Below are 24,560 nucleotides of genomic sequence, written 5' to 3'. Positions count from 1 at the left end.
GGGTAGAACCTACTTGGAGCGGTTGCGGCCTTCCTCGTAGCGGAAGGATGCCACCAACCCCACGGCCAGCAGGAACAGCAACGGCACGAACACCATCGGATACGCGGCGACCGCGGCCATGGCGATGAGCGAGCCGGGCACCCCCAACGTCAACGCGGCCGTCGGGTGCTTCTCGCCCAGGCTGACGATCCTCGCGGGCGCCGCAAGGGCGACCGCGGCCTGCTGATACCGATCCGGCCAATCCCCGTAGTACGAGCAGCGGGTCTCTAGCCCGCAGCCCACGCAGTTGCGCCCGTAGGAGTAGCGGGTTTTGAGGCCGCAGCCCATGCAGGTGTGGGTGATCATCCGGCCCATGCTCTCATCGCGGCCAGTGGCCGCCGCGGGCGAGGCGTTCGACGCGCCCGCCGCGCTCCCATTCGTAGACCTGTGTCGGGCTGACAGGATTTGAACCTGCAACCACTTGACCCCCAGGAAGTGGGGTAGCGCGTTTTCCGAGGTCGCCGGCGGTTTCCGCCGCCATCGCATCGAGCTTCAAGTTAATGGACGTGCAGGCCGTTCGGCATCGCGCATCGCGTGTGGTCCTTGGGTGGTCCCCAGTGCCGATCGCAGCCGTGGCTAGCCCTGTACGTACATCCGCCGTACAATCAGCTAGTCGACAGTGCAGGCAGAGATAGCTTGAGGGGAAGGATGTCGCTGTGGCAGTCAAAACGAAGCGCATCGAGCTTCGCGCGGAGCAAGCGACCTTGGACCGCATCCAGCGCGCCGCCAACCTTGTCCATGAGCAGACCTCGGAGTTCGTGCGGAAAGCTGCGATGCAACGGGCCGAAGACATCCTGCGCCAAGAGCTGGTAACGGCAATGGAGCCCGAACAGTTCGACAAACTGATGTCCTCGCTGGATGCTGCCGACGATGCGCCGCGGCTGGCGGCAGCAGCACGCAAACCAGCGGTCTTCACAAGGCGTTGAACAGTGTTCGAGTCCGCCCGACTCGCTGACGCCCACACGCTGGAAGGGTTCGACTGCGGTAAGGAGTCGCTGAATACCTGGCTCATCGCCCATGCCCGTCGCGCGGACAGCAGCGGGGTCGCGCACGTCTACGTGTGGACCCCGCTCGGCGAACCGAAAGTCAGTGCCTATTTCGCCATCTGCCCCACCGAAGTAGTACGCAACGACGACGGCGTCTCGGGATCCATGGCCGGTGGCTATTCCCGCGTACCCGGATACTTGATTGCCCGCCTGGCGATCGACACGTCGCTGCGGGGTCAGGGATATGGCGAGCAACTGCTTCTGGACGCACTGGGCAAAGCCGTCGCCGCATCGGAAATCGGCGGCGGCCGGCTCATCGTCGTTGATGCTATAGACGACGAGGCGCAATCCTTCTACGAGCACTACCATTTCGTCCCCATCACGAACCGCGAGCGTCGTCTGGTCATGAAGGTATCCACAGCGGCGAAAGCGCTCGGGGAGCGCTGGCGGCAGTAGACCCTTCCGCCGAAGAGTATGCTGCACAAAGGAGTTGGCCGTTAGCGGTGTCGAGAGTTTCCCCGGTGAGTTAGACACGCTGCGTGCCGACAACGCGCGTTTGCGTCATCTCCTTCAATTGAGTGAGGAACAGGCACGCGCGGCCTCCAGTGACCAGGCGACGCTGACGGGTGCGCCGGCCTCACCGGTGACCATGGGCTCCAGCTCCGCTCATAAGGTGCGGTTCTTCTTCGATTTGTTCCGTTGTCGCACCGATGTTTACGCGCTGCGCTGGGAAAATCGTCGAGATGGCCGTTCAGGTTGGATGCCGGCGATCAAAGGATATTGGCGCAAGGGTATGAACCGGGCCGACGCGCCTTACCTACCACTGACCCCCGAGGTCGTTGATGCCCACCTGCGAGGCGAAACACATATCGGCCTATATCCACTCAGCGATGACGACACCTGCTGGTGGGTCGCGGCCGATTTCGATAAGGAAGCCGCGATGCTCGACGCGCTCGCGTACATGAAAGCGGCTCGGTCCTATGGTATTCCGGCTGCGCTGGAGGTATCACAATCCGGGCGCGGAGCTCACGTGTGGATCTTCTTTGCTCATGCGATCTCGGCGTCGGTCGCCCGCAGCATCGCGACAAGTCTGCTCAGTGAGGCATTTCGCCTGCGTGGCAGCATGCATCTGAGTAGTTATGACCGCTTGTTCCCGTCCCAGGACGTACACACCGGGCGAGGGGTGGGCAATCTGATTGCCGCACCCATGAACGGTAAGCGCCGTCAACACGGCACCACCGTCTTCCTCGATCCCGCTACCCTTGAGCCCTACGAGGATCAGTGGGCATACCTGTCAAGCATCGCCAGATTGTCCACCAAAGAAGTGATCGCGTTGGCGCGTCAACTTCCCGAGCCGCAGATCGGCCATCGCGTCCGGCGTTTGCAGCTGCCGACGTCGTCGCGGATCATCCCGCGGCCGGCGGCAATCGTGCGCGCCGAGTTCACTTCACGACTCACTTTGACTGCTAACGATCTTGGCCCAGCAATGATCTCGGCTATTAAACATGCCGCGTCGATTCGCAATCCGGAATTCGATGCCCGCCAACGTGCTCGCCGCAGCACTTGGGACACACCGCGGTTCCTCTACAGCTACGACGAAACCGCTGAAGGTGATCTCGTCCTGCCGCGCGGCCTCCATCCGCTGCTCACTGAACTCGTCGAATCGGCCGACAGCACGCTACGCATTGACGATAAACGCGTCGCCGGACAAAACCATAACTTCACCTGCGGTACGCCGTTGCGCACCGCGCAGACCAGCGCACTGCGCCAACTCCTCGAACAAGACACCAGCGTCCTTGTCGCACCACCGGGTACCGGCAAGACGGTGATAGCCTGCGCGGCAATCGAATCGCGGTCCACCTCCACTCTGGTCCTCGTCGATCGCAAAGCCCTGGCCGACCAATGGCGCGACCGGATCAGCAGCCACCTCAGTTTCAAGTGCGGTCAAATCGGCGGTGGGCGATCGAAAACCACAGGCATTCTTGATATCGCCTTACTGCCAACGCTTGCCCGCCGCGACAACGTCGAGGAAATCACCGCCAACTACGGATTCGTAATCGTGGACGAATGCCACCACGTCGCAGCGAACGCATTCTTCGGCGTCCTGAGCCGCATGGCCGCGCGGTACTGGCTCGGCCTGACCGCCACCCCGGAACGCCGCGACGGGCTCGAAGACCTGATCTATCACCAACTCGGATCACACCACGTAGCGATCGACCAGTCGGGTACTGGACAACTTCCGGTCGACAGCTCCGACCTCTTTACGCCCCACCCAGTTCTGCACCTGCACCCGACCAAATTCCGTTACCGCGGCGACGCCGACCCCGCCGCACCCGGTGGAATGGCCGAAATCTATCGAGCTCTCGTCGCCGATCACGCACGACTCGACCAAATCGTGGCCGACGTCCTGACCGCCGCCGAAACCGGCGCCAACATCCTGGTGCTCACCACATGGGTCGAGCACCTCAACGCCATCACTGATCGACTACGTACCGCCGGAAAAACTGTCACCGTGCTCAGCGGCGGCATGAAGGCTCGCGAACGCCGCCAGATCGCCGACCAACTTGCCAACCACACGCCCGATTCGGATCCACTCCTCATCGTCGGCACCAGTTCGTTCATCGGGGAAGGCTTCGACTGCCGCGCTCTCGACACACTGTTCCTGGCCGCGCCAATCACCTTCAAGAATCGCCTGGTGCAATACATCGGTCGCGTCACCCGTCCCTACCCCTCGAAGACCACCGCAACCGTGCACGACTACCACGACGAACTCACTCCCGTCATCGCCTCATCGCTAAAGAAACGAGCACCCGGCTACCTCAAGATGGGCTTCCCCGACCCGCGCAAGGTGAGCGGATAGAACAGCGCGCCACCCCACTTGACCAGCGGTCTGTCGGTGTAAGGACTCAGGACATTCTTGACGGGTTGTCGTCAGGAGATGCTTGACGACTTTGGCCGTTAGCTCCTGCCCCTGTGACGTGAAACCGAGTGATGGGTTTGAGGTTTCGCCGCGGGCGTACGGCGATCTCTTCTTCGCCGTGCAGGACGCGTAGATGGGTGTCCTCGATGATGACGGTGACGATCTTGCCGCGGTGGCGTGGGCCAAGCTTGATGTTCTGACCGGCGACCATGATGCGGCCGCTTTCGTGAACCTTTCGCTGGGCACGAAGCGAGCCCGGTGGCAACGGTGGCGGTGGCAGCGGGGTGGATGGTGTTCGCGCACCCGTCAGACGGCCGAGCTGATTGGCGCCAACGGGGCAAGGCCAGGTGCCGACGAGCGCGTTGTCGATCACGGCGTGCATCAGGTGCCCATCCAGTCGCAGCGTCACACGCCGCCCCGCCCAGGCGAACCCGATCAGATGCGTGGAGCCGGCGATGGAGACCATGCCGTCCTTGGTGACCGTCCTGTCGATCTCCACTGCGTCGCCGGGCCGGACCACGGCCGTGCCGTTGGCGCGCCGCAGCGCGGGCCGGTCGGGCTCGGGGCCTGCTGGTCGCGCGCCACGCATCGCCAGGTGGGTCAAGTCCTCGGGCATCAAACGAGACCGCACCGTGCGTAGGACCTCACCGTCGAGGCTCACATGGATGCTGCGCAGGTCGGCCCACACGCTCAGGGTGCGTCCGGCCAGGCTCTTGTGCACCGACACCGACTGACGCCCGGAGCGGATCTTGACCTCGCCGCTGGGCGGGACCCGCACCTCGAACTCCACTGCCGTACTGGCCGTCGGTAGCTGACGGGCGGTGCGATGACATCGATGATCAGCGACGCCGATGGCGCGTCCTGCACCTCGGTCGAACGGTTCGCAGCCTCGAGGCGGGTCGGGCCGTTGGGCCGAAACAGGCTAGCGGGCACCGCCATATCCAGGGCCTGGTGCGGGCGTTGATGGTTATAGGCGTGCACCCAGGCGTCGACGGCTTCCTGCGCGGCAGCGATCGACTCGAACGGCGCCACGTGGTCGAAGAACTCCGTGCGCAAGGTCTTGTGGAAACGTTCGATCTTGCCGGTCGTGGTCGGTGATCGGGGCTTGGTCAGCCGCTGTTTGATGCCGTTGTCACGGCAAATCTTTTCGAAGAGCACCTCAACCGGAAGCGGCTTGATGTACCGGCCGGTGAACTGACCACCGTTGTCGCTCAACACTTCCGAGGGCACTCCGTAGCGGCGCATCGCGGCGATGAACGCCTCTGCCACCTCCCGCGCCGAGGGGGTGGTCAGCACGGTGGCAAGCACCACGAACCGGGAATGATCGTCGATACCGGTCAGCAGCTTGCATTCGCGCCCATCGGCTAACGGCACCCCGCCGACGATGTCGAGCTGCCACAGATGCATCGGCGCTTGCCGTTGCCAGCGTTTGTAGGTGCGTTTGTGCTGCTGCGCTTGTGGATCGATCAGCCCATTGCGAACCAACACTCGATGCACCGTCGCCCGTGACGGCACCCGCTCCAAGCCGTGATTACCCAGCTCATGGCTGATCCGGCGCGCGCCCCAGCGTGGATGCTCGCGGCGCATCCGACAAATCAACGCCTCGACGTCGGCGTCGAGCTTGGTCGGGCTGGTATGCGGGCGGCGCGACCGATCAGCAAGCCCGGCCATGCCCTCCTGCTTGAACCGGTCCCGCCACGTGTCCACCGACTGACGCGTCGTGCCATAGCGCGCCGCCACCTCACCGATCGGGGAGCCGCCCAACACCTCACAAACCGCCCGATACCGGTACTCCACCAACGCCTCTTGATCCACAACCCGCCCAACCCCGACACCGACAAAGCCGGACGAAACAAGATCATGATCAAGGCCGAAACGTCAAGCGTCACTTGAGAACAGACCGTCAAGCATCTCTTGAGACCAAACATTGACAGGCCCCAGGGGCGGAAGGATCACCACAGCCACGCTGCGCGACGCCACTTCTTGGGACGCCGTGGTCACCCAGCTCGGCTACGAAAAGCTCACGCGCCATGGCTTACGGCATACGGGACTGACGTGGATGGCCGATGCAGGTGTCCCGGTACACATCCTCCGCAAGATCGCCGGTCACGGAGCGCTGACAACGACCCAGCGCTATCTGCACCCCGACCGGCAATCCGCCATCAATGCGGGCGACCTGCTTGAGCGGCACTTGTGGTCCCCAAGTGGTCCCCAACTCCGCGTCATCTCATCCTGACCTAATCGCGTCACCGCAGATCAAGACACGTCCTTTCTGGTCGGGCTGACAGGATTTGAACCTGCGACCACTTGACCCCCAGTCAAGTGCGCTACCAAACTGCGCCACAGCCCGCGCGCCAGTGGTTCCACCGGCAGCAGGTCGAAAGCCTACCGCAAGCGCTCCGCCAATCCGCCAGGCGCCCATTCGTGGAAGGCCCGGTATCTCTCGGCACCATGAGGTGATGCGCAAACGTGCTAGCGCATGCGCTATCGGATTCGAGAGTCACCACTCGGTTCGGGAGAGGCGCCACCTTCCAAACGCCCAGCGCTCAGCGCCGCCGGGCACCCCGCTTTTCGCGCACCCGCACGTTGATCCGGATCGGCGACCCCTCGAAACCGAAGGTCTCGCGCAACCGGCGCTCCAGGAAACGCCGATACCCCGCCTCGAGAAACCCGGTGGTGAACAACACGAACGTCGGGGGCCGGGCGGTGGCCTGGGTGGCGAACAGGATGCGCGGCTGCTTGCCGCCGCGCACCGGGGGCGGGGTGGCGGCCACCACCTCTTTCAGCCAGGAATTGAGTGGGCCTGTGGCGATCCGCGCGTCCCACGACGCCAGTGAGGTCTCCATCGCCGGCACCAGCTTTTGCACGGCGCGGCCGGTCTTGGCCGAGATGTTGACGCGCGGCGCCCACCGCAACTGCGCCAGCTCGCGGTCGATCTCACGCTCCAGCAACTCGCGCCGGTCCTCGTCGACCAGATCCCACTTGTTGAAGGCCAGCACCAAAGCCCGGCCGGCTTCGATGACCATCGACAGCACCCGCTGATCCTGTTCGGTCAGCGGGTCCGACGCATCGATCAGCACGATCACCACCTCGGCCGCGTCGATGGCCGAGTGCGTGCGCACCGAGGCGTAGAACTCGTGTCCGCTGGCCTGACCGACCTTGCGCCGCAACCCGGCGGTGTCGACGAACCGCCACACCCGGTCGCCCAGCTCGATGAGCGAGTCCACCGGGTCCACCGTCGTCCCCGCGACATCGTGCACCACCGAGCGCTGATCGCCGGCCAGCTTGTTCAGCAGCGAGCTCTTGCCGACGTTGGGTTTACCGACCAGCGCCACCCGGCGCGGCCCACCGGGTTTGGGCCCCACCTCCGACACCGCGGGCAGCGCGGCCAGCACCTCGTCGAGCAGGTCGGCGACCCCGCGGCCGTGGATCGCGCTGACCGCGTGCGGCTCACCGAGCCCCAGCGACCACAACATCGCCGCGTCCGCTTCGGCCTTGTCGCTGTCAACTTTGTTGGCCGCCAAGAACACTGGCTTTCCCGACCGCAGCAGGATCCGGGCGGCGGCTTCATCGGCCGAGGTGGCGCCGACGACGGCGTCCACCACCAGGATCACCGCATCCGCGGTGCGCATGGCCACCGAGGCCTGCTCGGCCACCAGCTGTTGCAGCCCCTTCGCGTCCGGCTCCCATCCCCCGGTGTCCTGCACGACGAACCGCCGGCCGGTCCACAGCGCGTCGTAGGAGACCCGGTCGCGGGTGACGCCCGGGATGTCCTGAACCACCGCTTCGCGACGGCCCAGAATCCGGTTCACCAGCGTCGACTTGCCGACGTTGGGCCGGCCGACCACCGCCACCACGGGCGCCGGGCCGGCCTCCTCCTGTTCGTCGAGGCCGAATTCGACGGATTCCCAGTCGCTTTCGTCGCTCCACGTGCCGTCCTGAGTCACCGCACCGCCCCGCTTCGCTGCTTGACCAAGTCCCGTAGGTGGGTGATCACCTGCGCCTCGGTCATCTCACTGGTGTCGACGATCACCGCGTCGGGGGCCGCCCGCAGCGGCGACACCGCCCGGGTGGAATCCAGATGGTCGCGGCGGCGGACGTCGGCGAGCACGGCGTCGTAGTCGTCTGCCAGCCCGGCCGCCACGTTCTGATCGTTGCGCCGACGCGCCCGCGTTTCGGCGGACGCGGTCAAAAATATCTTTACCGGTGCGTCGGGCAGGACGACGGTGCCGATGTCGCGGCCCTCGACGACGACATCGCCCGGCCCAGCGGCCATCTCACGCTGCAGCTCGACCAGCCGGGCGCGCACCGCGGGCACCGCCGACACCGCCGAGACGGCGCCGGTGACGGCATCCCCCCGAATCTCGGTCGAAACATCCTCTCCGCCAAGGAAACACCGATCGCCGTCCACCGACAGCTGCGCTGTCGACCCGATCCGGCCGACCGCGTCGGCGTCGCCCGGATCGACGCCCGCACGCAACGCGGCCAGCGTCACCATCCGGTACATCGCCCCGGTGTCGAGGTAGCGGGCTCCTAAGGCGCGCGCCAATCCCTTTGACACCGAAGACTTTCCGGTCCCCGCCGGGCCGTCGATGGCCACCACAACCCCACTCACAGGCCCACCGCCTTGTAGAGCTGCCCGATCTCGTCGCGACCCAGCGCCCGGAAGCTGCCCGGCCGCTGCTTGCCGAGCGACACGGGTCCAATGTCGGTGCGCACCAACGCTTCCACCGGGAATCCGGCGGCCGCCAGGAGCCGACGCACGATGCGATTGCGGCCCTCGTGCAACGTGACCCGCACCAGCGTCTTGCCCGGGATCGCATCCACCACCGCGAACTCGTCGACCCGCGCGGGCCCGTCGTCCAACTCGATCCCGGCGCGCAGCGCCTTGCCGACCCCGCGGGGCACCGACCCGGTCACCGTGGCCAGATAGGTCTTGGGCACCTCGTGGGAGGGATGCATCAGCCGGTGCGCGAGTTCGCCGTCATTGGTCAGCAGGATCAGCCCTTCGGTGTCGGCGTCCAACCGACCGACGTGAAACAGGTTCTTGTTACCGCGAACTCGGCGTTCGATCAGATCACCGATACACGGCCGGCCGCGGTCGTCCGACATGGTCGAGTGCACGCCGCGCGGCTTGTTCAGCGCCAGATACACCTGCGAATCGTCCAGGACGATCCGGGCCCCGTCGACACGGATCACCGAGGCGTCCGGGTCGACGCGGGTGCCCAATTCGGTCACCACCTGCCCGTCGACCTCGACGCGGCCCTCGATGATCAACTTCTCGGCGGCCCGCCGCGACGCAATTCCGGCTTGGGACAACACCTTTTGCAGCCGGATCCCCTCAGCTTCGACCATCAATCCTGGTCCACGTCGAATGTCAGCGCCGGGTCGGCCGCCTGGCCACCGGAAAGTTTGATGAAACGTGGCTCGCTGTCCAGGGATTCGCTGAGGTCCTCGATCGTGTCCACGTCGGGCAGCAGCGGCGCGATGTCGGGCAGGTCGGCGAGCGACGTCAGCCCCAGGCGCTCCAAGAAGAGCTCGGTGGTGGCGAACGTCGTCGCGCCGCTGTCGTCGTCCACCCCGGCTTCGGTGATCAGGCCGCGCGCCAGCAGCGTGCGCATCACGGCGTCGACGTTGACGCCGCGGACCGCGCTCACCCGCGCGCGTGTCACGGGCTGGCGGTAGGCGACCACGGCCAGTGTCTCCAGCGCGGCCCGGGTGAGCTTGGACCGCGCCCCGTCCAGCAGCAGCTTCTCCACATACGGCGCGAACCGGGCGCGGGTGTACATGCGCCAGCCCTCGCTGTTCTTCCGCAGGTCGATCCCGCTGTCGCGGGCGGTCAGTTCCTCGGCCAGCTCCTGCAGCCTGGTGGCGATCCGATACACCGGCTGTTGCGTGGCCGACGCCAGCGCCTCCGCGGTGACCGGCGTGTCCACCACCAGCAGCAGCGCCTCCAGCACGGAGCCGAGTTCCTCGGACTCCATCGGCGCGGCCTCGGCGATGTCCGGGATGCCGACGTCGAGGTCGGAATCCAGGTCGACGTCGGGATCGATGTCGTCGCTGGGTTCGGCACCGTTCAGATGCCGTTCCTCCGCATCGCTGCGCTCTGCGTCGTCACCGGCAGTGCCGAAGCGCCGTTCCTCCGCATCGCTGCGCTCTGCGTCGTCACCGGCGCCGTTCATGATTCGTCCCGCACTTCTACCAAGGCTTCACTGACCGGACGTTCCCCGGTCCACGAAATTTGGAGCACGCCAAGCGGCTCTGACTGGTCGAATGCTACCGCCCGCGACCGATACAGTTCGAGAAGCGCCAGGAACCGCCCGACCACCTCCATCGACGCCTCACAGTCGGCCACCAGCTCGGAGAACGTCGCCCACGCCCCGCTGCCCCGCGCCTGAAGGATCGCCAACAGCTTCTTGGCCTGCTCGGGAACCGAGACCTGCACCTCGTGCAGGTGGGCCACCGACACCGTCGGGACGGGCCGCGGGCTGAACGCGATCGCCGCGATCTGGGCGAAGCGGTCGGCGTCGACGCCGATCATCACCTCGGGTAGCAGCTCGGTGAACCGGTCCTCCAGCGACACGGCGCGCGGGTAGCTGCGCAGCGCGGTGGCCTCCAGCTCGGCGAACATCTCGGCGACGTGTTTGAACGCGCGGTACTGCAGCAACCGGGCGAACAAAAGGTCGCGCACCTCCAGCAGCGCCAGGTCCTCGTCGTCGTCGACCTGCCCGGCCGGCAGCAACCGGGCGGCCTTCAAGTCGAGCAGGGTGGCGGCCACCACCAGGAACGCGGTGGTCTCCTCGAGCTCCATCTGGGGACCGATTTCGCGGGTGTAGGCGATGAAGTCGTCGGTGACCTGGTGCAGCGCCACCTCGGTCACGTCGAGGCGATGGGCGAAGATCAGCTGCAGCAGCAGATCGAACGGCCCCTCGAAATTGGTCAGGCGGACCTGAAAGCCATTCTGTTGGGGCGCCTCACCATTTGCGGTCGCGTTCACGCGCCGAATCGGTCGATGAACTCGCGGGCCAGCGCGCGATAGGCGACGGCCCCGGTGGATCGCGGGGCCCACGTGGTGATGGGTTCGCCGGCCACGCTGGTCTCCGGGAACCGGACGGTTCGGGTGATGACGGTGTCGAACACCAGGTCGCCGAACCGCTCCACCACCCGGGCCATCACTTCGCGCGAGTTGACCGTGCGCGGGTCGTACCGCGTCAGCAGGATCCCGCTGATCTCCAGCTTCGGGTTGAGCCGGTCGCGTACCTTGTCGACGGTGTCGGTGAGCAGCGCCAGGCCGCGCAGCGAGAAGTACTCGCACTCGGTGGGAATCACCACCCCGTCGGAACAGGCCAGGCCGTTGACGGTGAGCAGGCCCAGCGACGGCTGGCAGTCGATCAGCACGTAGTCGTAGCGATCCAGCACCGGGTGCAGCGCCCGGCCCAGCGTCTGCTCGCGTCCCACCTCGTTGACCAGCTGGATCTCGGCTGCCGACAGGTCGATGTTGGACGGCACCAGATCCATGTGCTTGACCCGGGTTTGCAGCAGCACGTCGTCGATCGACACCCGCGGCTCCACCAGCACGTTGTGGATGGTCTTTTCCAGCTCGTAGTGCGGGACGCCCAGGCCGGCGGACAGCGCGCCCTGCGGATCCATGTCCACCAACAGCACCCGGCGGCCGTACTCGGCGAGCGCGGCACCCAGGTTGATGGTCGACGTGGTTTTCCCGACGCCACCCTTCTGGTTGCACATGGCGACGACTTTGGCCGGGCCGTGCGAGGTGCGCGGCTGTGGCTCCGGGATCGCCCGCGGCGGCCGCCCGGTCAGGCCGAGCTCGACGCCGTTGTCCGGCTGCTCGGTCATGGCGGGGGTGTTCGGGAGGTGAACATCGACCGAAAGTCTAACGGGTCCGCGCGCCGAAACCCGGCGACCCGCAGGCAATTAACCAGCCAATACGAGGGGAAATCGGTGGTGAAACGCACATCCCGACAGCCTATTCACTCCAGTCACAGCAGCACCAGTTTGGGGGGGCGATGCGCCTGCCGAAAAATGCTGTCGCCGGTGCTAGCACTGTCGGCGATCGGCCTATCGTGGCCCCTATGGATCTCAAGCGACGGATACCCCTGCTGCGGTGGTCGGTCTGGCGGATGGCCCCCGGGGTCAAGAACATCAACACCACGGGTCAGATCGGTGACGGGCGCGAAGCGGCCGCCGTCGAGTACGTCCTGCGCAACGCCCGGGCGGGCGACGTCGACGACGTGCTGGCCACCATCGACAAGTTCGCCTACGAGAAGTCGATGCTGATCAACGTCGGCGACGAGAAGGGGCTGCTGCTCGACGCCGCCGTGCGGCGCGCCGATCCGGCGCTGGCCCTCGAATTGGGCACTTACTGCGGCTACGGCGCGCTGCGCATCGCCCGGGCCGCGCCGAAGGCGAAGGTGTACTCGGTCGAACTCGCCGAGGCCAACGCGGCCAACGCCCGCCAGATCTGGGCGCATGCCGGCGTCGCCGACCGCGTGACCTGTGTGGTCGGGACCGTCGGCGACGGTGGCCGCACCCTGGATGCGCTGGCCGATCACGGGTTTGCCGCCGGCGCACTCGATTTCGTGTTCCTCGATCACGACAAGGACGCCTACCTGGACGACCTGAAGAGCATCCTCGATCGGGGCTGGCTGCATCCGGGGTCGATCGTGGTCGCCGACAACGTGCGGGTGCCGGGCGCGCCGAAGTACCGCGCGTACATGCGCCAACAGCAGGACAGACTGTGGAACACCGTCGAACACAAGACCCACCTCGAGTACCAGTCGCTGATGGCCGACCTGGTGCTGGAGTCGGAATACCTGGGCTGAAAAGAGCGGGGGTTACCGCGCCCGAGCGGGGGTTACCGCGCCCGCGGGTGGGCCTCGGCCCACACTTCGCGCAGCGCGTGCACGGTCACCATTGTGTAGATCTGCGTCGTCGTCACCGAGGCGTGCCCGAGCAACTCCTGCACGACGCGCACGTCGGCGCCGCCCTCGAGCAGGTGGGTGGCAAACGAATGCCGCAGCATGTGCGGCGACACCCCCGAGGTGATCCCGGCGCGCTCGGCCGCGTCCTGCAGGACCTGCCACGCGCTCTGGCGCGACAGCCGCCCGCCACGCACATTGAGGAAGATGGCCGGCGTCCCGCGCCCGCGGCGCGCCAGATCCGAACGCCCGCGCACCAGATAGGCGTCCAGCGCGGCCACGGCGGGCCGCCCGATCGGGACCAGTCGCTGCTTACCGCCCTTGCCGCGCAACAACACTGACCTGGCCTGGGTGTCGACGTCGTCCACGTCGAGGCCGACGGCTTCGGAGATGCGCGCGCCGGTGGAGTACAGGAGTTCCAGCAGCGCGCGGTTGCGCAGGGTCAGCGGGCCGTCGGCCGGGCTCTCGCCCCCCGCACCCTCCAGCAACGCCAGGACCTGGTCGATGGTCAGGCTTTTGGGCAGCCGGCGGCCGGGCGTGGGCGGGCGGACCGCGCGCGCCACGTCGAGTTCGGCCAGCCCTTCGGCCGCGGCGAAGCGGTGCAGGCCGCGCACCGCGATCAGCGCCCGAGCCGCCGACACCGCCGACAGCGCCGCCGCCCCGGTCTCGGGGTCGCCGCGGCGCAGCGCCACCAGGAACTCGCTGACATCGTCCTCGCCCACCTTGGCCAGATCGTGAATTCCGCGGTCCGACAGGTGTTTTGTGTAGCGGCGCAAGTCGCGGCGATACGAGCTCAGGGTGTTCGCCGCGACGCCGCGCTCGATCGTGAGGTGGTCGAGGTAACCCTGGAGTTGGGTATCCAGCGCCACCGTCGTCATGGCCCGGCCTTTCGGGCCGCGAACGCCGTCGGCCTGTCTATCCAGGGACTGTCCACCGGCCGCGGCCGCGCAAACCCTTCGGTGACGGCATGGGCCGCCAAGATCCCGGCGATGGCAATGGAATTCACGACCTCGCCGCTGAAGACCCGGCGGGCGGCCTCCGCGATGGGAACCCAGCTCATCGTCATGTCGGCTTCCTCGTGATGCGCCTCGGGCCTGCCCACCTCGGTCAGGTCGGTGGCCAGATAGATCCGCACCGATTCGTCGCTGAAGCCGGGCGCGGAGTTGAGGTCGACCAGCACCTGCCAGGTGCCCGCCCGCAGCCCGACCTCCTCGTGGAGTTCACGGGCCGCCGTCTGCTGCGGCGGCTCCCCCGCGACGTCGAGCAGCCCGGCGGGCAACTCCCAGAGCCGCCGGCCGAACGCGTGCCGGTATTGGTAGACCAACGCGATGTTGTTGTCGGCGTCCAGCGCCGCGATGGCGACCGCCCCGTAGTGCTCGACGACCTCACGCACCGCGGTGGTGTCGCCCGGCATCCGCACCCGGTCGCTGCGCAGCGCGAAAATCTTTCCGGTGTACAGCGTTTCGGAGGACGCCGTTTCGAAGACGTGTTCAGCCACGGGACGCGGGCTCAGGTATGGGCCGCGCGGCGCTGTCCCGATGCTGGATGCCGTTGGACGACTGCTCGGGGATTTCCACCGGCAACCGTTCGCCGGCTTTGTATTCGAGGGCCGCCCCGACGAATGCGACGAACAACGGGTGCGGCCGGGTGGGCCGGCTCTTGAGCTCCGGATGAGCCTGCGTGCCGACGATGAAAGGGTGCACGTCCGGCGGGTACTCGACGAACTCGACCAGGTGGCCGTCGGGTGAGGTGCCGGAAAACCTGAGGCCGCTTTCCGCGATCTTGTCGCGGTAGGCGTTGTTGACCTCGTAGCGGTGCCGGTGCCGTTCGGACACCTGCGTCGCGCCATACGCCTGGGCCACGATCGAATCCGGTTCCAGCACGGCGGGATAGGCGCCCAGCCGCATGGTGCCGCCGAGGTCCGCCTCCCCGGCGACGATGTCGACCTGGTCGGCCATCGTGGAGATGACGGGATCCGGTGTGTCCGGGTCGAATTCGGCCGAGTTGGCCTCGGTCAGGCCGGCCGAGCGGGCGGCCTCGATCACGATGCATTGCAGCCCGAGGCACAGGCCCAGCACCGGCAGGCCCCGGGCGCGCGCGTAGTGGATCGCGCCGAGCTTGCCCTCGATGCCGCGGATGCCGAACCCGCCCGGAATCAGCACACCCTGCACGTCGGCCAGCGCCGCCGCGGCACCGGGCCCGGTCTCGCAGTCATCGGACGCCACCCAGAGCAACTCGACCTTGGCGTGGTGCTTGAAACCGCCGGCGCGCAGCGCCTCGGTGACCGACAAGTAGGCGTCGGAGAGCTCAACATACTTGCCCACCAAGGCGATTCGCACCGTTTCATGGGGCTCATGCACCCGGCGCAGCAGGTCGTCCCATTCGGTCCAGTCGACGTCGCGGAACGGCAGGTTGAGCCGGCGCACCACATAGGCGTCGAGTTCTTCGCGGTGCAGCACCTTCGGAATGTCATAGATCGACGGCGCGTCCGGGGTGGAGATCACACCGTCGATGTCGACGTCGCACATCAGCGCGATCTTGTTCTTCAGCGCCTCGGGAACGTCGCGGTCGCAGCGCAGGATCAGCGCGTCCGGGGTGATACCGATGCTGCGCAGCGCGGCCACCGAGTGCTGGGTGGGTTTGGTCTTGAGCTCGCCCGACGGGGCCAGATACGGCACCAGCGAGACGTGCAGGAAGAAGACGTTCTCGCGGCCCAGGTCGTGACGCACCTGGCGGGCCGCCTCCAGGAAGGGCTGCGACTCGATGTCGCCGACGGTGCCGCCGATTTCGGTGATCACCACATCGGGGCGGTTGCCCTGCGCGTCGGGCTGGGCCATCGCCATGATGCGCCCTTTGATCTCGTCGGTGATGTGCGGGATCACCTGGACGGTGTCGCCGAGGTACTCACCGCGTCGTTCCTTGGCGATGACGCTCGAATACACCTGCCCCGTAGTGACATTCGCCGAACCGGACAGATCGCGATCCAGGAACCGCTCGTAGTGGCCGACGTCGAGGTCGGTCTCGGCGCCGTCCTCGGTGACGAAGACCTCGCCGTGCTGGAACGGGTTCATGGTGCCCGGGTCGACATTGAGGTACGGATCGAGCTTTTGCATCGTCACGTACAGCCCGCGCGCCGTCAGTAGCTGACCGAGGCTGCTGGCGGTCAATCCCTTACCCAACGAGGATGCGACGCCCCCGCTGACGAAGAGGTGCTTGGTGGCGGTTTGCGGGTGCTTTCGCAACAGGCGACCTCCGTGAAGACGGGCAGGGCTTGAAAAATGTTTCTAGCGAACAACTAGATGGGCCTGCCGACCCACGGAAACCCACCCTAACATCCACGGCGCCGAGCGGCGTTGAACACGCCCGCTACTGCGGCACCGTGATCGACGTCGCCCCATGACCCGTGCCGTACTGGCCCGCGTGACCGCCGCCCAGCAGGTCATGCAGACCAAGCACCGCGGTGATGCGTCCCGGCGCGGCGTCCACGTCGTCGACCGTGCTGATCGCGGAGTTCAGGGCGGCGTCGGCGCGGGCCACGGCGACGGCGGCACCGCCGGTCGCCGAACCGTCGCGCCCGGCGAGCAGCGTGCCCGAGCCGTGCGGGGCCAGCGCGGCCGCGAACCGTGCCACGCTCGCCCCCTGGTTCCCGGCGTCCTGAGGCAGCGATCCGCCGGTGACGACCAGCGCGGCGTTGGCCGCGCCCATGTGATCGGTGGCCTGATACGTGATGAAGCCGGTGTCGCGCAGCGCCGCCAGCACGGTGTTGCGCTGGGTGTCTGACACTTCTGGCACCGCCGGACCTGCGGGGTTGGGGTTGGCCAGCAGCGCGATGCCCATCAGGTCACCCGCCTGCGAACCCTGGTCGACGAGCTTGGTGCTCAGCTGCTGACCGGCGGGCAGCACCGACGAGTTCACCACCGTCTGCAGCTTCTCCGCCGAGTTGGCCTCGACGAATTCCTGGGTCAGCGACACCGTCCCGGTCACCGTGCCGCCGGCCTGACCGATGAACTTCGACACCGTAGCCACGTCGTCGTCCTTGGCGTCCGGGGTGCGAAACACCACCACCGACTTGCCGGCCAGCGCGTCGTGCACGATCCGGCCGACCAGCTGGGTGTCGAAATTGTTTGCCGCGCTGAGCTTTTCGTTCAGCACGTTCTTCTGGTCGTTGAGCCCGCTGATCTGGGTGTTCAGGTCCTTCTTCTCGTCACGCAGGCTCGACAACAAGGTGTCCGACAGGAAGCCGGAGCCCAGCACGACGCCCACGGCCAGCGCCAAGAACACGGCGGCCAGCGACAACGCATGTTGGCGTAACGAGATCATCTAGGTCACCCACTTCTGCACCATCAGGCAGAAGTGGTTCCAGTAGTCGGTGACCCAGTGCAGCACCACGCCGTCGGTGCGCGACACCCACAGCGCGACGATGACGGCGATCAGCATCGTCAGCGCCAGCAGCGCGATGGCCCCCGCCGAGATGTGGTTGCGGTACAGGGTGGCCACGGCCTTGGCGTCCACCACCTTCTCCCCCACCCGCAGCCGGGTCAGGAAAGTGGACGGGTTGCTGTGGGCGCGGGTGCGGTCGAAGAACGTCTCGATGTTGGCGGTGTGGCCGGCGGTCACCAGCAGCGCGGCGCCGTGGTGGTCGGCCAGCAGCAGGGCGAGGTCGATCGCCGACCCCGCGGCCGGGAACGTCATCGCCCCGACGCCGAGATCCTGGATGCGTTCGAGCCCGGGCGCGTGCCCGTCGGCGTCGGCGGGCAGCACGACCTGGGCCCCGCACTTGAGCGCGTCGGTGCTGATCTGGTCCGGGTCGCCGACGATCACCTGCGGCCGATAACCCGCCTTGCGCAACACGTCCGCGCCGGTGCCCACACCGATCAGCGCCGGCTGATACTCCTTGATGAACGGCTTGAGCGACTTCAGGTCGTCCTCGGCGCTGGGCTCGTCGGCGACGATCACCACGTGTCGGCGGCGCAGGTCGACGTCCACGTCGGGGATGCCGATGCCGTCGATCAGCAGCGGGCTCTCGCTCTTGATGAACTCGATGGTGTTGCCGGCGAACGCCTCCAGATGGGCCGACAGGCCGCTCTTGGCCTCCCGCATCAGGTCGGCGATGTCATGGTCGGTGCGTTCGGTGCCGCGGACCAGCCGGCGATCGCCGGCGTACACGCCGCCCTCGTGCAGGCGGATCTTGGCGCCGTCCTTGACCTTCTTGAAGATGTCGGGTCCGGCCTCGTCGATCAGGGTCACCCCGTTGTTGACCAGCACCTCGGGTCCCAGGTTGGGGTAGCGGCCCGACACCGACGGGGATGCGTTGACGACCGCGGCGATATCGGCCTCCACCAGGGCGTCCGCGGTGATGCGATCCAGGTCCAAAATGTCGAGCACGACGATGTCGCCGGGGCAGACCCTGCGCAGCAATCGATCGATGTTCCGGTCGACGCGCGCGGTGCCGACGAGGCCCGGCCGGGCGGGATTACGGGAAAGCAGGCCTGACATCTTCATGGGGGCGATTCTGTCGGTGATGCCCGGACGACGCGGGGAGGCGCGCCGTAACATTAGCCCCAGAAGTTATCTAGAGTCCTATTAGTAACAGCTGGGTGCCGAACCGGTCTCGAACGTCGGCTTGATGCGGCGACACGCCGTCGATGCCCGCCACACGTCCACGCTCGCGGAGAAGGGGCGGCCGCTCGGGCCTCAGATCTCGTCCTTCTGCGCCGCCTCGAGCAGCTCGCGGGCGTGCGCGCGGCCGCTGTCGGATTCGCCCAGCCCGGCCAGCATCCGCGCCAGCTCGGCGACCCGCTCGTCGCCGCCCAGGCGCCGCACCACGCTGGTCCCCTTCGGCCCGGCCGCATGCACCACCAGGTGCACGTCGGCGTACGCCGCCACCTGCGGCAGATGCGTGACCACGATGACCTGGTGGGTGCGCGCCAACCGCGCCAGCCGGCGCCCGATCTGCACCGCCGCCCGTCCGCCCACCCCGGCGTCGACCTCGTCGAACACCATCGTGGTGCCCGCGGCCTCCTTGCGGGACGTGGCCAGCACCACCTCCAAGGCGAGCATCACCCGGGACAGCTCGCCACCGGAGGCGCTCTTGGCCAGCGGCAGCTGGTCCATGCCGCGGTGCGCCGCGAAGCCGAACTCGACCTGGTCGACGCCGTCGGCGCCGGCCCGGACGAGCTCGCCCGACGGAAGCCGCAGCGCGGCCGAGTCGTCGGAGGCCGACGCGGCATCCGTTGCGGCATCCAACGTCACGTCGATGCTGAATTGGGCGTCAGCCATCGCCAGCCCGGACAGCTCGGCGGTGACCTCCTTGGCGAGTCGCTTGGCGGCCTTGCGCCGTATGTTGCTGAGATCGACCGCGGCCCCGGCCAATTCGCGGCCGAGCTCATCGACCCGGGCCGCCAGCGCCGCCAACCCCTCCTCGGAGACGTCGAGCTGGGCCAGCCGCTGCCGCGACTCCTGTGCCCACCCGAGCACCCCGTCGACGTCCGCGGCGTACTTGCGGGTCAGGGTGCGCAGTTCGGCTTGCCGGGCCAGCTTGGATTCCAGCGCACTGGCGTCGACCGGCAGCTCCTCGAGGAACCCGCCCAGTTCGCCCGCCGCGTCGACGAGCACGGTCAGCACCTCGCCGATCTGGCCGGCCAACGCCACCAGCTTTGCGTCATCGGTGGATTCCAGTGCGGCCCTTGCCTTTCCCAGGCTGTCGGTCGCACTGAGGCCCGAGCCGTCCGTCTCCTCGGAGGACAGCGCCGCGCGGGCGGTGGCCGCGGCCTCGCGCAGGGTGTCCAGTTCGGAGAGCCGCACGATCTCGGCGACCAGGGCTTCGTCCTCACCGGGTTGCGGGTCGACGGCGTCGATCTCGTTGAGGGCGAACGTCAGCCGGTCGGCCTCCAGCGCGAGCTCGCGCATGCGGTTGCGGCGGTCGAGCAGGTCGCGCCGCGCCGACAACCAGGCGTCGCGCAGTTTGCAGTACCGCTCGAGCGCGGGCCCGGCCTTGGCGAACCGGTCCAGCGCGCCGCACTGCTCCTCGGGCCGGATGAGGCGCAGTTGGTCGTTCTGCCCGTGCAAGGTCAGCAGCCCGGCGGTGAAGTCGCCCAGTGACTTTGCGGGCACGCTGCGCCCGCCGAGGTAGGCCCGCGACGGCCCGTCACGGCTGACCGAGCGCAGCGCGATCACGCTGCCGTCCTCGTCGCGTTCCGCGCCCGACGCGTCCAGCATCTCGTCGAGCTTCGCGACCATGGCCTCGTCGAGATCGGCTGTGGCAAAACGTCCTTCGACGACCGCCCGCTCGGCCCCCGACCGGACCCGGGTGGCGTCGGCGCGGGCGCCGCCGAGCAGGTGCAACCCGGTGACCACCATGGTCTTTCCGGTCCCGGTCTCCCCCGTCAGCACGGTCAGGCCGCGGTCGAACTCGCCGACCGCCGAGCTGATCGCCCCGAGCGACTCGATACGGATTTCAGTCAGCATTCAGTCAGGATCCTGTGCTGCGCCGTCAGTTTCCGCGCCACCCGGTCACCGGCAGCCGGAACTTGCGCACCAACCGGTCCGTGAACGGGGCGCTGTCCAGCCGGGCCCACTTCACCGCCGTGTCACAACGTTTCACCTCGATCCGGCTGCCGGCGGGGATCAGCATCTCCCGGCGGCCGTCACAGAACACCAGGGCGTCGTGGCCGTCCGCCTCCACCTCGATCGCGATGGTGGCGTTCGGGCTGGTGACCATGGGGCGACCGAACAGCGCGTGAGCGTTGTTGGGTACCACCAGGATTGCCTCGAGGTCGGGCCAGAGCACCGGACCGCCCGCGGAGAACGCATAGGCGGTGGAGCCCGTCGGCGTCGACACCAGGACGCCGTCGCAGCCGAAGGCGGACACCGGCCGCCCGTCGATCTCGACCACCACCCCGAGCACGCCGAGCCGGGGACCCTTTTCCAGGCTGACTTCGTTGAGCGCCCAGCCGTGCGCGGAGACTTTCCCGCCCTGGCGCACGACCACGTCGAGCGTCAGGCGGTTCTCCACCCGGTAGTCCTGTGCGACAACGTGATCCAGCACCCGGTCGATGGCTTCGGCCTCGGCCTCGGCCAAAAAGCCGATCCGCCCGAGGTTCACGCCCAGCACCGGGATGTCGGCGTTGCGCGCCAGCTCGGCGGCCCGCAGGAACGTCCCGTCGCCGCCGAGGACCAGCACCAGTTCGCAGCCTTCGGCGGCCTGCGGGTCGGCGTTGACGACCTCGATCTCGACACCCATCGCCCGCATGTCGTCGGGGGCCAGGTGCAACGGTCCCCTGTCGACCGCCTCGGCGGACAGCACCCGGAGCCCGATTCCGTTGTCGCCCAGCGTTTTCTGTACGCGGCGGGCCGTCTCGGTGGCTTCTTCGCGGCCGGTGTGGACGACCATCAAGACGGTACGTTCGGCTGGAGTCACTGCGGCCCGCTTTCCACCGCGTGCCGCACCGCCGCCACCAGGGCGTCGCCGACGAGCGGACGATCGGCCCGGGCGCGCAGCCGAAGAAAGTATTCGACGTTGCCCGACGGACCCGGTAGCGGGCTCGCCGTGACGTCGACGGTGTGCCAACCCAGCTCGGCGGCGCGGCGCGCGACGGACGACACGGCGTCGGCGCGCAGGCCCGGGTCGTGCACCACACCGCCCGCACCGACCTGGCCCTTCCCCACCTCAAACTGTGGCTTCACCATGGGAACGATATCCGCGTTCGGTGCGGCGCATCCAGCCAGCGCCGGCAACACCGTGGCCAGCGAGATGAACGACAGGTCGGCCACGACGAGGTCGGCGGGCCCGCCGATCGCCTCGGGTGTCAGGTCGCGAACGTTGGTCCGCTCGACGACGACGACCCGCGCATCGCTGCGCAGGGACCACGCCAACTGGCCGTATCCCACATCCACGGCGACCACCTCGGTGGCCCCGCGATCCAGCAGGACTTCGGTGAAGCCGCCCGTCGACGCGCCGGCATCCAGGCAGCGGCGGCCCGCGACGGAAATCCCGAAGGCGTCCAGGGCGCCGATGAGTTTGTGCGCCCCGCGCGAGACCCAGCCGCGTTCGCCGTCGGTGACCACGGTCAGGGCGGCGGTGACGGCGACGGCGGTGCCGGGCTTGCGCGCGGGCATCCCGTCGATGCTGACCTTGCCGGCGTCGATCAACTCCGCGGCCTGCTGACGCGACCGGGCCAGGCCGCGCCGCACCAGCTCGGCGTCAACGCGGGCGCGTCGAGACATGCGCGCACTCAGCCCCTCTCCGCCGACTCCAGCGCGGCCAGCAGGACGTCGTGCGCCTCGGAGAGCCGGCGCGCGATCTCTTGGAGCTCGTCGAGCGAGGGCGCCTTCTCGGGATCCTCCTGGTCGCCGGGTTGAGGCAGCCGGGCCAGCAGGGCATCGATTTCGGCGCGAATCTGATCGGGGTCGATACTCATCGCGTTCCTACGCTAGTCACCCGTCAGTCAGTGTGCACCAAAGACCAGCGTTGCAGCGCGGCGCGCGCCCGGTCGTCGGCGGCCGCGATGCGCACGGCGTCAGGGTCCGGTGTGCCCCACAGCGCGCCGGCGACCGCGCGGACGATCGACAGGCCGTCACCCTCGTCCGGCCCATTGCCCCTGACCGTGATCGCCCCGTCCGCGACGTCGACGCGCCAGCCCGGCTGCGGACCCACCGCGAGTTGCTCGGCGTCGGCGTGCAGCGAGCGCAGATCGTGGCCGATGTAGGTGGGGCGCTGGGCGGGCTTGGCGTACACCGCGTCCCGCGCGGAGTTGACCCCGGTGAGCACCATCAGGCTGGGCAACTCGGCGGCGTTGGCGCCCTCGATGTCGGTGTCGAGCCGGTCGCCGATCACCAGGGGCGCGCGGAAGTCGCCCCGGGCCGCCGCGTCGCGCAGCAGGGCGGGCGCCGGTTTGCCCGCGACCTGGGGCTCGGCGCCGGTGGCCGCCCGCAGCGCGGCCACGAACGATCCGTTGCCGGGCAGCAGCCCGCGTTCGGTGGGCAGGGTGAGGTCGACGTTGGAGGCCACCCACCGCGCGCCGGCCCGGATGGCCAGCGCCGCCTCGGCCAGTTCCGGCCACCCGATGGTCTGGGACAGACCCTGCACGACGGCGGCCGGGCCGTCGTCGTAGCTGCGCACCGGGCGCAGCCCGACGGCGGAGATCTCGCCGGCCAGGGCCTCGGTGCCCACGATCAAGACCGGCGAGCCTTGCGGTAGTTGGTCGGCCAACAGCCGGGCCGCGCTCTGGGCGCTGGTGGCGACGTCCTCGGCGGTGGCGGTGAAGCCGAGTTCGCTCAGGTGCGCGGCGACCTCGTCGGCGCTGCGGGAGGCGTTGTTGGTGACGAAATACGCGCGGCTGCGCACCTCGGCCAGCGCCTGCACCGCGCCGTCGGTGGGCCGGCGACCGCGGAACATCGTGCCGTCCAGGTCGATCAGCAGGCAATCATATTCCTGCGCAAGGCTTTTCACGTCGTCAATTCCGTCGCGTCAGCCGAGTTCACTGACCCGGTCTTCGGCGTCGGTGACGCCGTCGACGTCGGCGGCCGCCGAACGCAGGAACCATTGCAGCGCCTCGTCGGCGCGGTCGAGCGCGAGCAGCGTGTCCGCGTAGGCGTAGAACAGCCGCGCCGCCGTGGAGCCGGTGCGGCTGGGATCCAGTTGCGGCGTGGACAACACGGTCAGCGCCTGCTCCAGCTGGCCGAGGTCCGCGCGCGCCCCGGCGGCGACGATGCGGAGCTCGTCGGCGTCGTCACCGGACAGCTCGGCGGCCTCCGGTCCGCGCGCGAGTTCGATGGCCCGCTCCGGACGGCCAAGTCCGCGTTCGCAATCGGCGATCAGCGGCAGCAACGAGGACTTGCTACCCATGCGGCGGGCGGCGCGAAACTCCGCCAGCGCCTGCGACCAGTCGCCGCAGTGGTAGGCGGCGATCCCGACCGCCTCCCGGATGGTGGCGATCCGGCTGGACCGGGCCCTTGCCGCGCGGGCGTGACGCAACGCCGCCTCCGGGTCCTCGTCGAGCAGCTCGCCCGCGGCGACGAGGTGGCGCGCCACCGCGTCGGCGGTGGCGCGGTCCAGGGTGCTCAGTTCGCGGCGAACGTCGGGCGCCAGCTGCTTGGCTTCCACGCCGGGCGGGATCGGCGGCCCGTCCTGCGGCGCGCGATCGGCCCGGGCGTCGCGGCGCGCGCCGCTCTGCGGCTGAGCCGGCCGCGCGCGACCCGGACCGGACCAGCTGCCGGATGCCGGCCGCGCCCCCCGCTCGCCGCGGTGCCTCTGCCTGTCGTCGACCACGCTGCCGAGAATACGGGCAGCCCTACACCTAGCTCGGCAGCCGGTTGCCCAGCAGCGGCGCGATCAACGCCGGGCAGTAGGTCGCGATCGCGACGATCGTGAACCGGCCGGCCGTCTCGTACGACATGCCGTTGCCCTCGGCCATCTTGGACGTCACCGCGTCGAAGGACCCGCCGGGCTCGAACAGCATCGGGCACACCGACTGGCCCATCGCCGTGGTGCCGGTCGGCTGGCTATAGGAGATCCCGGCATTCGTCAGCGCCGACAGGAACGCGTTGCTGAGCATGTCCGCGCGGATCGGCGCCGACAACGCCCCCGACAACGCCGCCGTCAGCGCCACCAAGCTGGTAATCACCCCCAGGCTCCGCAGGACGGTCAACCGCACACGCGTCGCGAAAATCACCGTG

24 protein-coding genes, 1 tRNA gene and 1 pseudogene are annotated in these 24,560 nt (G+C 68.1%); 5 read left to right on the top strand and 21 right to left on the bottom strand.

Annotated elements, in window-relative coordinates; all coding sequences use genetic code 11:
• Nucleotides 1-9 precede the first annotated feature (9 nt).
• On the bottom strand, nt 10-354 hold the full coding sequence (locus tag JF781_RS04365) for a hypothetical protein (RefSeq protein ID WP_308011559.1): 345 nt from the start codon (nt 352-354) through the stop codon (nt 10-12).
• A gap of 341 nt (nt 355-695) precedes the next feature.
• Between JF781_RS04365 and JF781_RS04360 the strand changes: the two genes are divergently transcribed.
• From JF781_RS04360 to JF781_RS04350, 3 genes are all read left to right on the top strand, one after another.
• Nucleotides 696-965, top strand: coding sequence for a DUF1778 domain-containing protein (locus JF781_RS04360; protein WP_023869322.1), 270 nt, complete (start codon nt 696-698; stop codon nt 963-965).
• A gap of 3 nt (nt 966-968) precedes the next feature.
• Nucleotides 969-1,481, top strand: coding sequence for a GNAT family N-acetyltransferase (locus JF781_RS04355; RefSeq protein ID WP_225328522.1), 513 nt, complete (start codon nt 969-971; stop codon nt 1,479-1,481).
• Nucleotides 1,482-1,599: 118 nt separating this feature from the next.
• Nucleotides 1,600-3,885, top strand: a complete 2,286-nt coding sequence (locus JF781_RS04350; RefSeq protein ID WP_225341144.1) for a DEAD/DEAH box helicase — start codon at nt 1,600-1,602, stop codon at nt 3,883-3,885.
• A 46-nt stretch (nt 3,886-3,931) separates the two neighbouring features.
• Here the strand turns inward: JF781_RS04350 and JF781_RS28680 are convergent.
• Nucleotides 3,932-5,760 (bottom strand): annotated as a pseudogene (locus JF781_RS28680) (IS481 family transposase).
• A 112-nt stretch (nt 5,761-5,872) separates the two neighbouring features.
• Here JF781_RS28680 and JF781_RS04335 point away from each other — a divergent pair.
• Nucleotides 5,873-6,181 carry a tyrosine-type recombinase/integrase gene (locus tag JF781_RS04335; RefSeq protein WP_225328519.1) on the top strand — a complete coding sequence of 103 codons (309 nt, stop codon included), beginning with the start codon at nt 5,873-5,875 and terminating at the stop codon, nt 6,179-6,181.
• A gap of 37 nt (nt 6,182-6,218) precedes the next feature.
• On the opposite strand, the gene JF781_RS04330 is transcribed toward JF781_RS04335, so the two are convergent.
• The 7 genes from JF781_RS04330 to JF781_RS04300 all read right to left on the bottom strand — a co-directional run bounded on the left by JF781_RS04330 (nt 6,219) and on the right by JF781_RS04300 (nt 11,802).
• A tRNA-Pro gene (locus JF781_RS04330) sits at nt 6,219-6,295 on the bottom strand.
• 196 nt (nt 6,296-6,491) lie between these two features.
• Complete coding sequence (der, locus tag JF781_RS04325; RefSeq protein WP_225328518.1) at nt 6,492-7,892, bottom strand: ribosome biogenesis GTPase Der; 1,401 nt, start codon at nt 7,890-7,892, stop codon at nt 6,492-6,494.
• Nucleotides 7,889-8,560 (bottom strand): (d)CMP kinase, encoded by a 672-nt coding sequence (cmk, locus tag JF781_RS04320; RefSeq protein ID WP_225328517.1) that lies wholly within the window; start codon nt 8,558-8,560, stop codon nt 7,889-7,891. Before cmk ends, der begins: the two co-directional genes overlap by 4 nt.
• The gene (locus JF781_RS04315; RefSeq protein WP_014380296.1) at nt 8,557-9,300 is read right to left on the bottom strand and encodes a pseudouridine synthase; all 744 of its coding nucleotides are present in this window, start codon (nt 9,298-9,300) and stop codon (nt 8,557-8,559) included. The genes cmk and JF781_RS04315 overlap by 4 nt, the downstream gene beginning before the upstream one ends.
• Entirely contained in the window at nt 9,300-10,127 is an 828-nt protein-coding gene (gene scpB / locus JF781_RS04310) for an SMC-Scp complex subunit ScpB (protein WP_225328516.1), read from the bottom strand. Before scpB ends, JF781_RS04315 begins: the two co-directional genes overlap by 1 nt.
• A complete protein-coding gene (locus tag JF781_RS04305) occupies nt 10,124-10,942 on the bottom strand; it encodes a segregation/condensation protein A (protein ID WP_225328515.1) in 819 nt (272 codons plus the stop codon). Before JF781_RS04305 ends, scpB begins: the two co-directional genes overlap by 4 nt.
• Nucleotides 10,939-11,802 (bottom strand): ParA family protein, encoded by an 864-nt coding sequence (locus JF781_RS04300; protein ID WP_225328514.1) that lies wholly within the window; start codon nt 11,800-11,802, stop codon nt 10,939-10,941. The genes JF781_RS04305 and JF781_RS04300 overlap by 4 nt, the downstream gene beginning before the upstream one ends.
• 236 nt (nt 11,803-12,038) lie before the next feature.
• Here JF781_RS04300 and JF781_RS04295 point away from each other — a divergent pair, with 236 nt between their 5' ends.
• On the top strand, nt 12,039-12,788 hold the full coding sequence (locus JF781_RS04295) for an O-methyltransferase (RefSeq protein WP_225328513.1): 750 nt from the start codon (nt 12,039-12,041) through the stop codon (nt 12,786-12,788).
• 32 nt (nt 12,789-12,820) lie between these two features.
• On the opposite strand, the gene xerD is transcribed toward JF781_RS04295, so the two are convergent.
• From xerD to JF781_RS04235, 12 genes are all read right to left on the bottom strand, one after another.
• Nucleotides 12,821-13,762 carry a site-specific tyrosine recombinase XerD gene (xerD, locus tag JF781_RS04290; RefSeq protein ID WP_225328512.1) on the bottom strand — a complete coding sequence of 314 codons (942 nt, stop codon included), beginning with the start codon at nt 13,760-13,762 and terminating at the stop codon, nt 12,821-12,823.
• The gene (locus JF781_RS04285; RefSeq protein WP_225328511.1) at nt 13,759-14,382 is read right to left on the bottom strand and encodes an NUDIX hydrolase; all 624 of its coding nucleotides are present in this window, start codon (nt 14,380-14,382) and stop codon (nt 13,759-13,761) included. Before JF781_RS04285 ends, xerD begins: the two co-directional genes overlap by 4 nt.
• Nucleotides 14,375-16,126, bottom strand: a complete 1,752-nt coding sequence (locus JF781_RS04280; protein ID WP_225328510.1) for a CTP synthase — start codon at nt 16,124-16,126, stop codon at nt 14,375-14,377. Before JF781_RS04280 ends, JF781_RS04285 begins: the two co-directional genes overlap by 8 nt.
• A 124-nt stretch (nt 16,127-16,250) precedes the next feature.
• A complete protein-coding gene (locus JF781_RS04275; protein ID WP_225328509.1) occupies nt 16,251-17,204 on the bottom strand; it encodes a copper transporter in 954 nt (317 codons plus the stop codon).
• Entirely contained in the window at nt 17,205-18,386 is a 1,182-nt protein-coding gene (gene steA / locus JF781_RS04270; protein WP_225328508.1) for a putative cytokinetic ring protein SteA, read from the bottom strand. It abuts the gene before it with no gap.
• A gap of 192 nt (nt 18,387-18,578) precedes the next feature.
• Nucleotides 18,579-20,351, bottom strand: a complete 1,773-nt coding sequence (gene recN / locus JF781_RS04265; protein WP_225328507.1) for a DNA repair protein RecN — start codon at nt 20,349-20,351, stop codon at nt 18,579-18,581.
• A gap of 25 nt (nt 20,352-20,376) precedes the next feature.
• On the bottom strand, nt 20,377-21,303 hold the full coding sequence (locus JF781_RS04260) for an NAD kinase (protein ID WP_225328506.1): 927 nt from the start codon (nt 21,301-21,303) through the stop codon (nt 20,377-20,379).
• A complete protein-coding gene (locus JF781_RS04255; RefSeq protein ID WP_225328505.1) occupies nt 21,300-22,109 on the bottom strand; it encodes a TlyA family RNA methyltransferase in 810 nt (269 codons plus the stop codon). The genes JF781_RS04260 and JF781_RS04255 overlap by 4 nt, the downstream gene beginning before the upstream one ends.
• A gap of 8 nt (nt 22,110-22,117) precedes the next feature.
• The gene (locus tag JF781_RS04250; protein WP_225328504.1) at nt 22,118-22,303 is read right to left on the bottom strand and encodes a hypothetical protein; all 186 of its coding nucleotides are present in this window, start codon (nt 22,301-22,303) and stop codon (nt 22,118-22,120) included.
• Between the two features lie 23 nt (nt 22,304-22,326).
• A complete protein-coding gene (locus JF781_RS04245; protein ID WP_225328503.1) occupies nt 22,327-23,334 on the bottom strand; it encodes an HAD-IIA family hydrolase in 1,008 nt (335 codons plus the stop codon).
• A gap of 18 nt (nt 23,335-23,352) precedes the next feature.
• Nucleotides 23,353-24,153 (bottom strand): tetratricopeptide repeat protein, encoded by an 801-nt coding sequence (locus tag JF781_RS04240; RefSeq protein WP_225341143.1) that lies wholly within the window; start codon nt 24,151-24,153, stop codon nt 23,353-23,355.
• 28 nt (nt 24,154-24,181) lie between these two features.
• Nucleotides 24,182-24,556 (bottom strand): DUF732 domain-containing protein, encoded by a 375-nt coding sequence (locus tag JF781_RS04235; RefSeq protein ID WP_225327545.1) that lies wholly within the window; start codon nt 24,554-24,556, stop codon nt 24,182-24,184.
• Between the last annotated feature and the right edge of the window lie 4 nt (nt 24,557-24,560).

It is taken from the genome of Mycobacterium sp. WUMAC-067 (assembly GCF_020217485.1).
In the GTDB taxonomy this organism is placed as follows: Bacteria; Actinomycetota; Actinomycetes; order Mycobacteriales; family Mycobacteriaceae; genus Mycobacterium.
The sequence above is the reverse complement of the archived record's forward strand: the minus strand, read 5'-3'. Positions and strand labels throughout refer to the sequence as shown.

Excerpts from the sequence above, each read along its gene's own strand:
- JF781_RS04365 (WP_308011559.1), bottom strand. The coding sequence starts at position 354 with ATGGGCCGGATGATCACCCACACCTGCATGGGCTGCGGCCTCAAAACC.
- JF781_RS04315 (WP_014380296.1), bottom strand. The coding sequence starts at position 9,300 with ATGGTCGAAGCTGAGGGGATCCGGCTGCAAAAGGTGTTGTCCCAAGCC.
- scpB (WP_225328516.1), bottom strand. The coding sequence starts at position 10,127 with ATGAACGGCGCCGGTGACGACGCAGAGCGCAGCGATGCGGAGGAACGG.
- JF781_RS04300 (WP_225328514.1), bottom strand. The coding sequence starts at position 11,802 with ATGACCGAGCAGCCGGACAACGGCGTCGAGCTCGGCCTGACCGGGCGG.
- JF781_RS04295 (WP_225328513.1), top strand. The coding sequence starts at position 12,039 with ATGGATCTCAAGCGACGGATACCCCTGCTGCGGTGGTCGGTCTGGCGG.
- xerD (WP_225328512.1), bottom strand. The coding sequence starts at position 13,762 with ATGACGACGGTGGCGCTGGATACCCAACTCCAGGGTTACCTCGACCAC.
- JF781_RS04275 (WP_225328509.1), bottom strand. The coding sequence starts at position 17,204 with ATGATCTCGTTACGCCAACATGCGTTGTCGCTGGCCGCCGTGTTCTTG.
- steA (WP_225328508.1), bottom strand. The coding sequence starts at position 18,386 with ATGAAGATGTCAGGCCTGCTTTCCCGTAATCCCGCCCGGCCGGGCCTC.
- recN (WP_225328507.1), bottom strand. The coding sequence starts at position 20,351 with ATGCTGACTGAAATCCGTATCGAGTCGCTCGGGGCGATCAGCTCGGCG.
- JF781_RS04255 (WP_225328505.1), bottom strand. The coding sequence starts at position 22,109 with ATGTCTCGACGCGCCCGCGTTGACGCCGAGCTGGTGCGGCGCGGCCTG.
- JF781_RS04250 (WP_225328504.1), bottom strand. The coding sequence starts at position 22,303 with ATGAGTATCGACCCCGATCAGATTCGCGCCGAAATCGATGCCCTGCTG.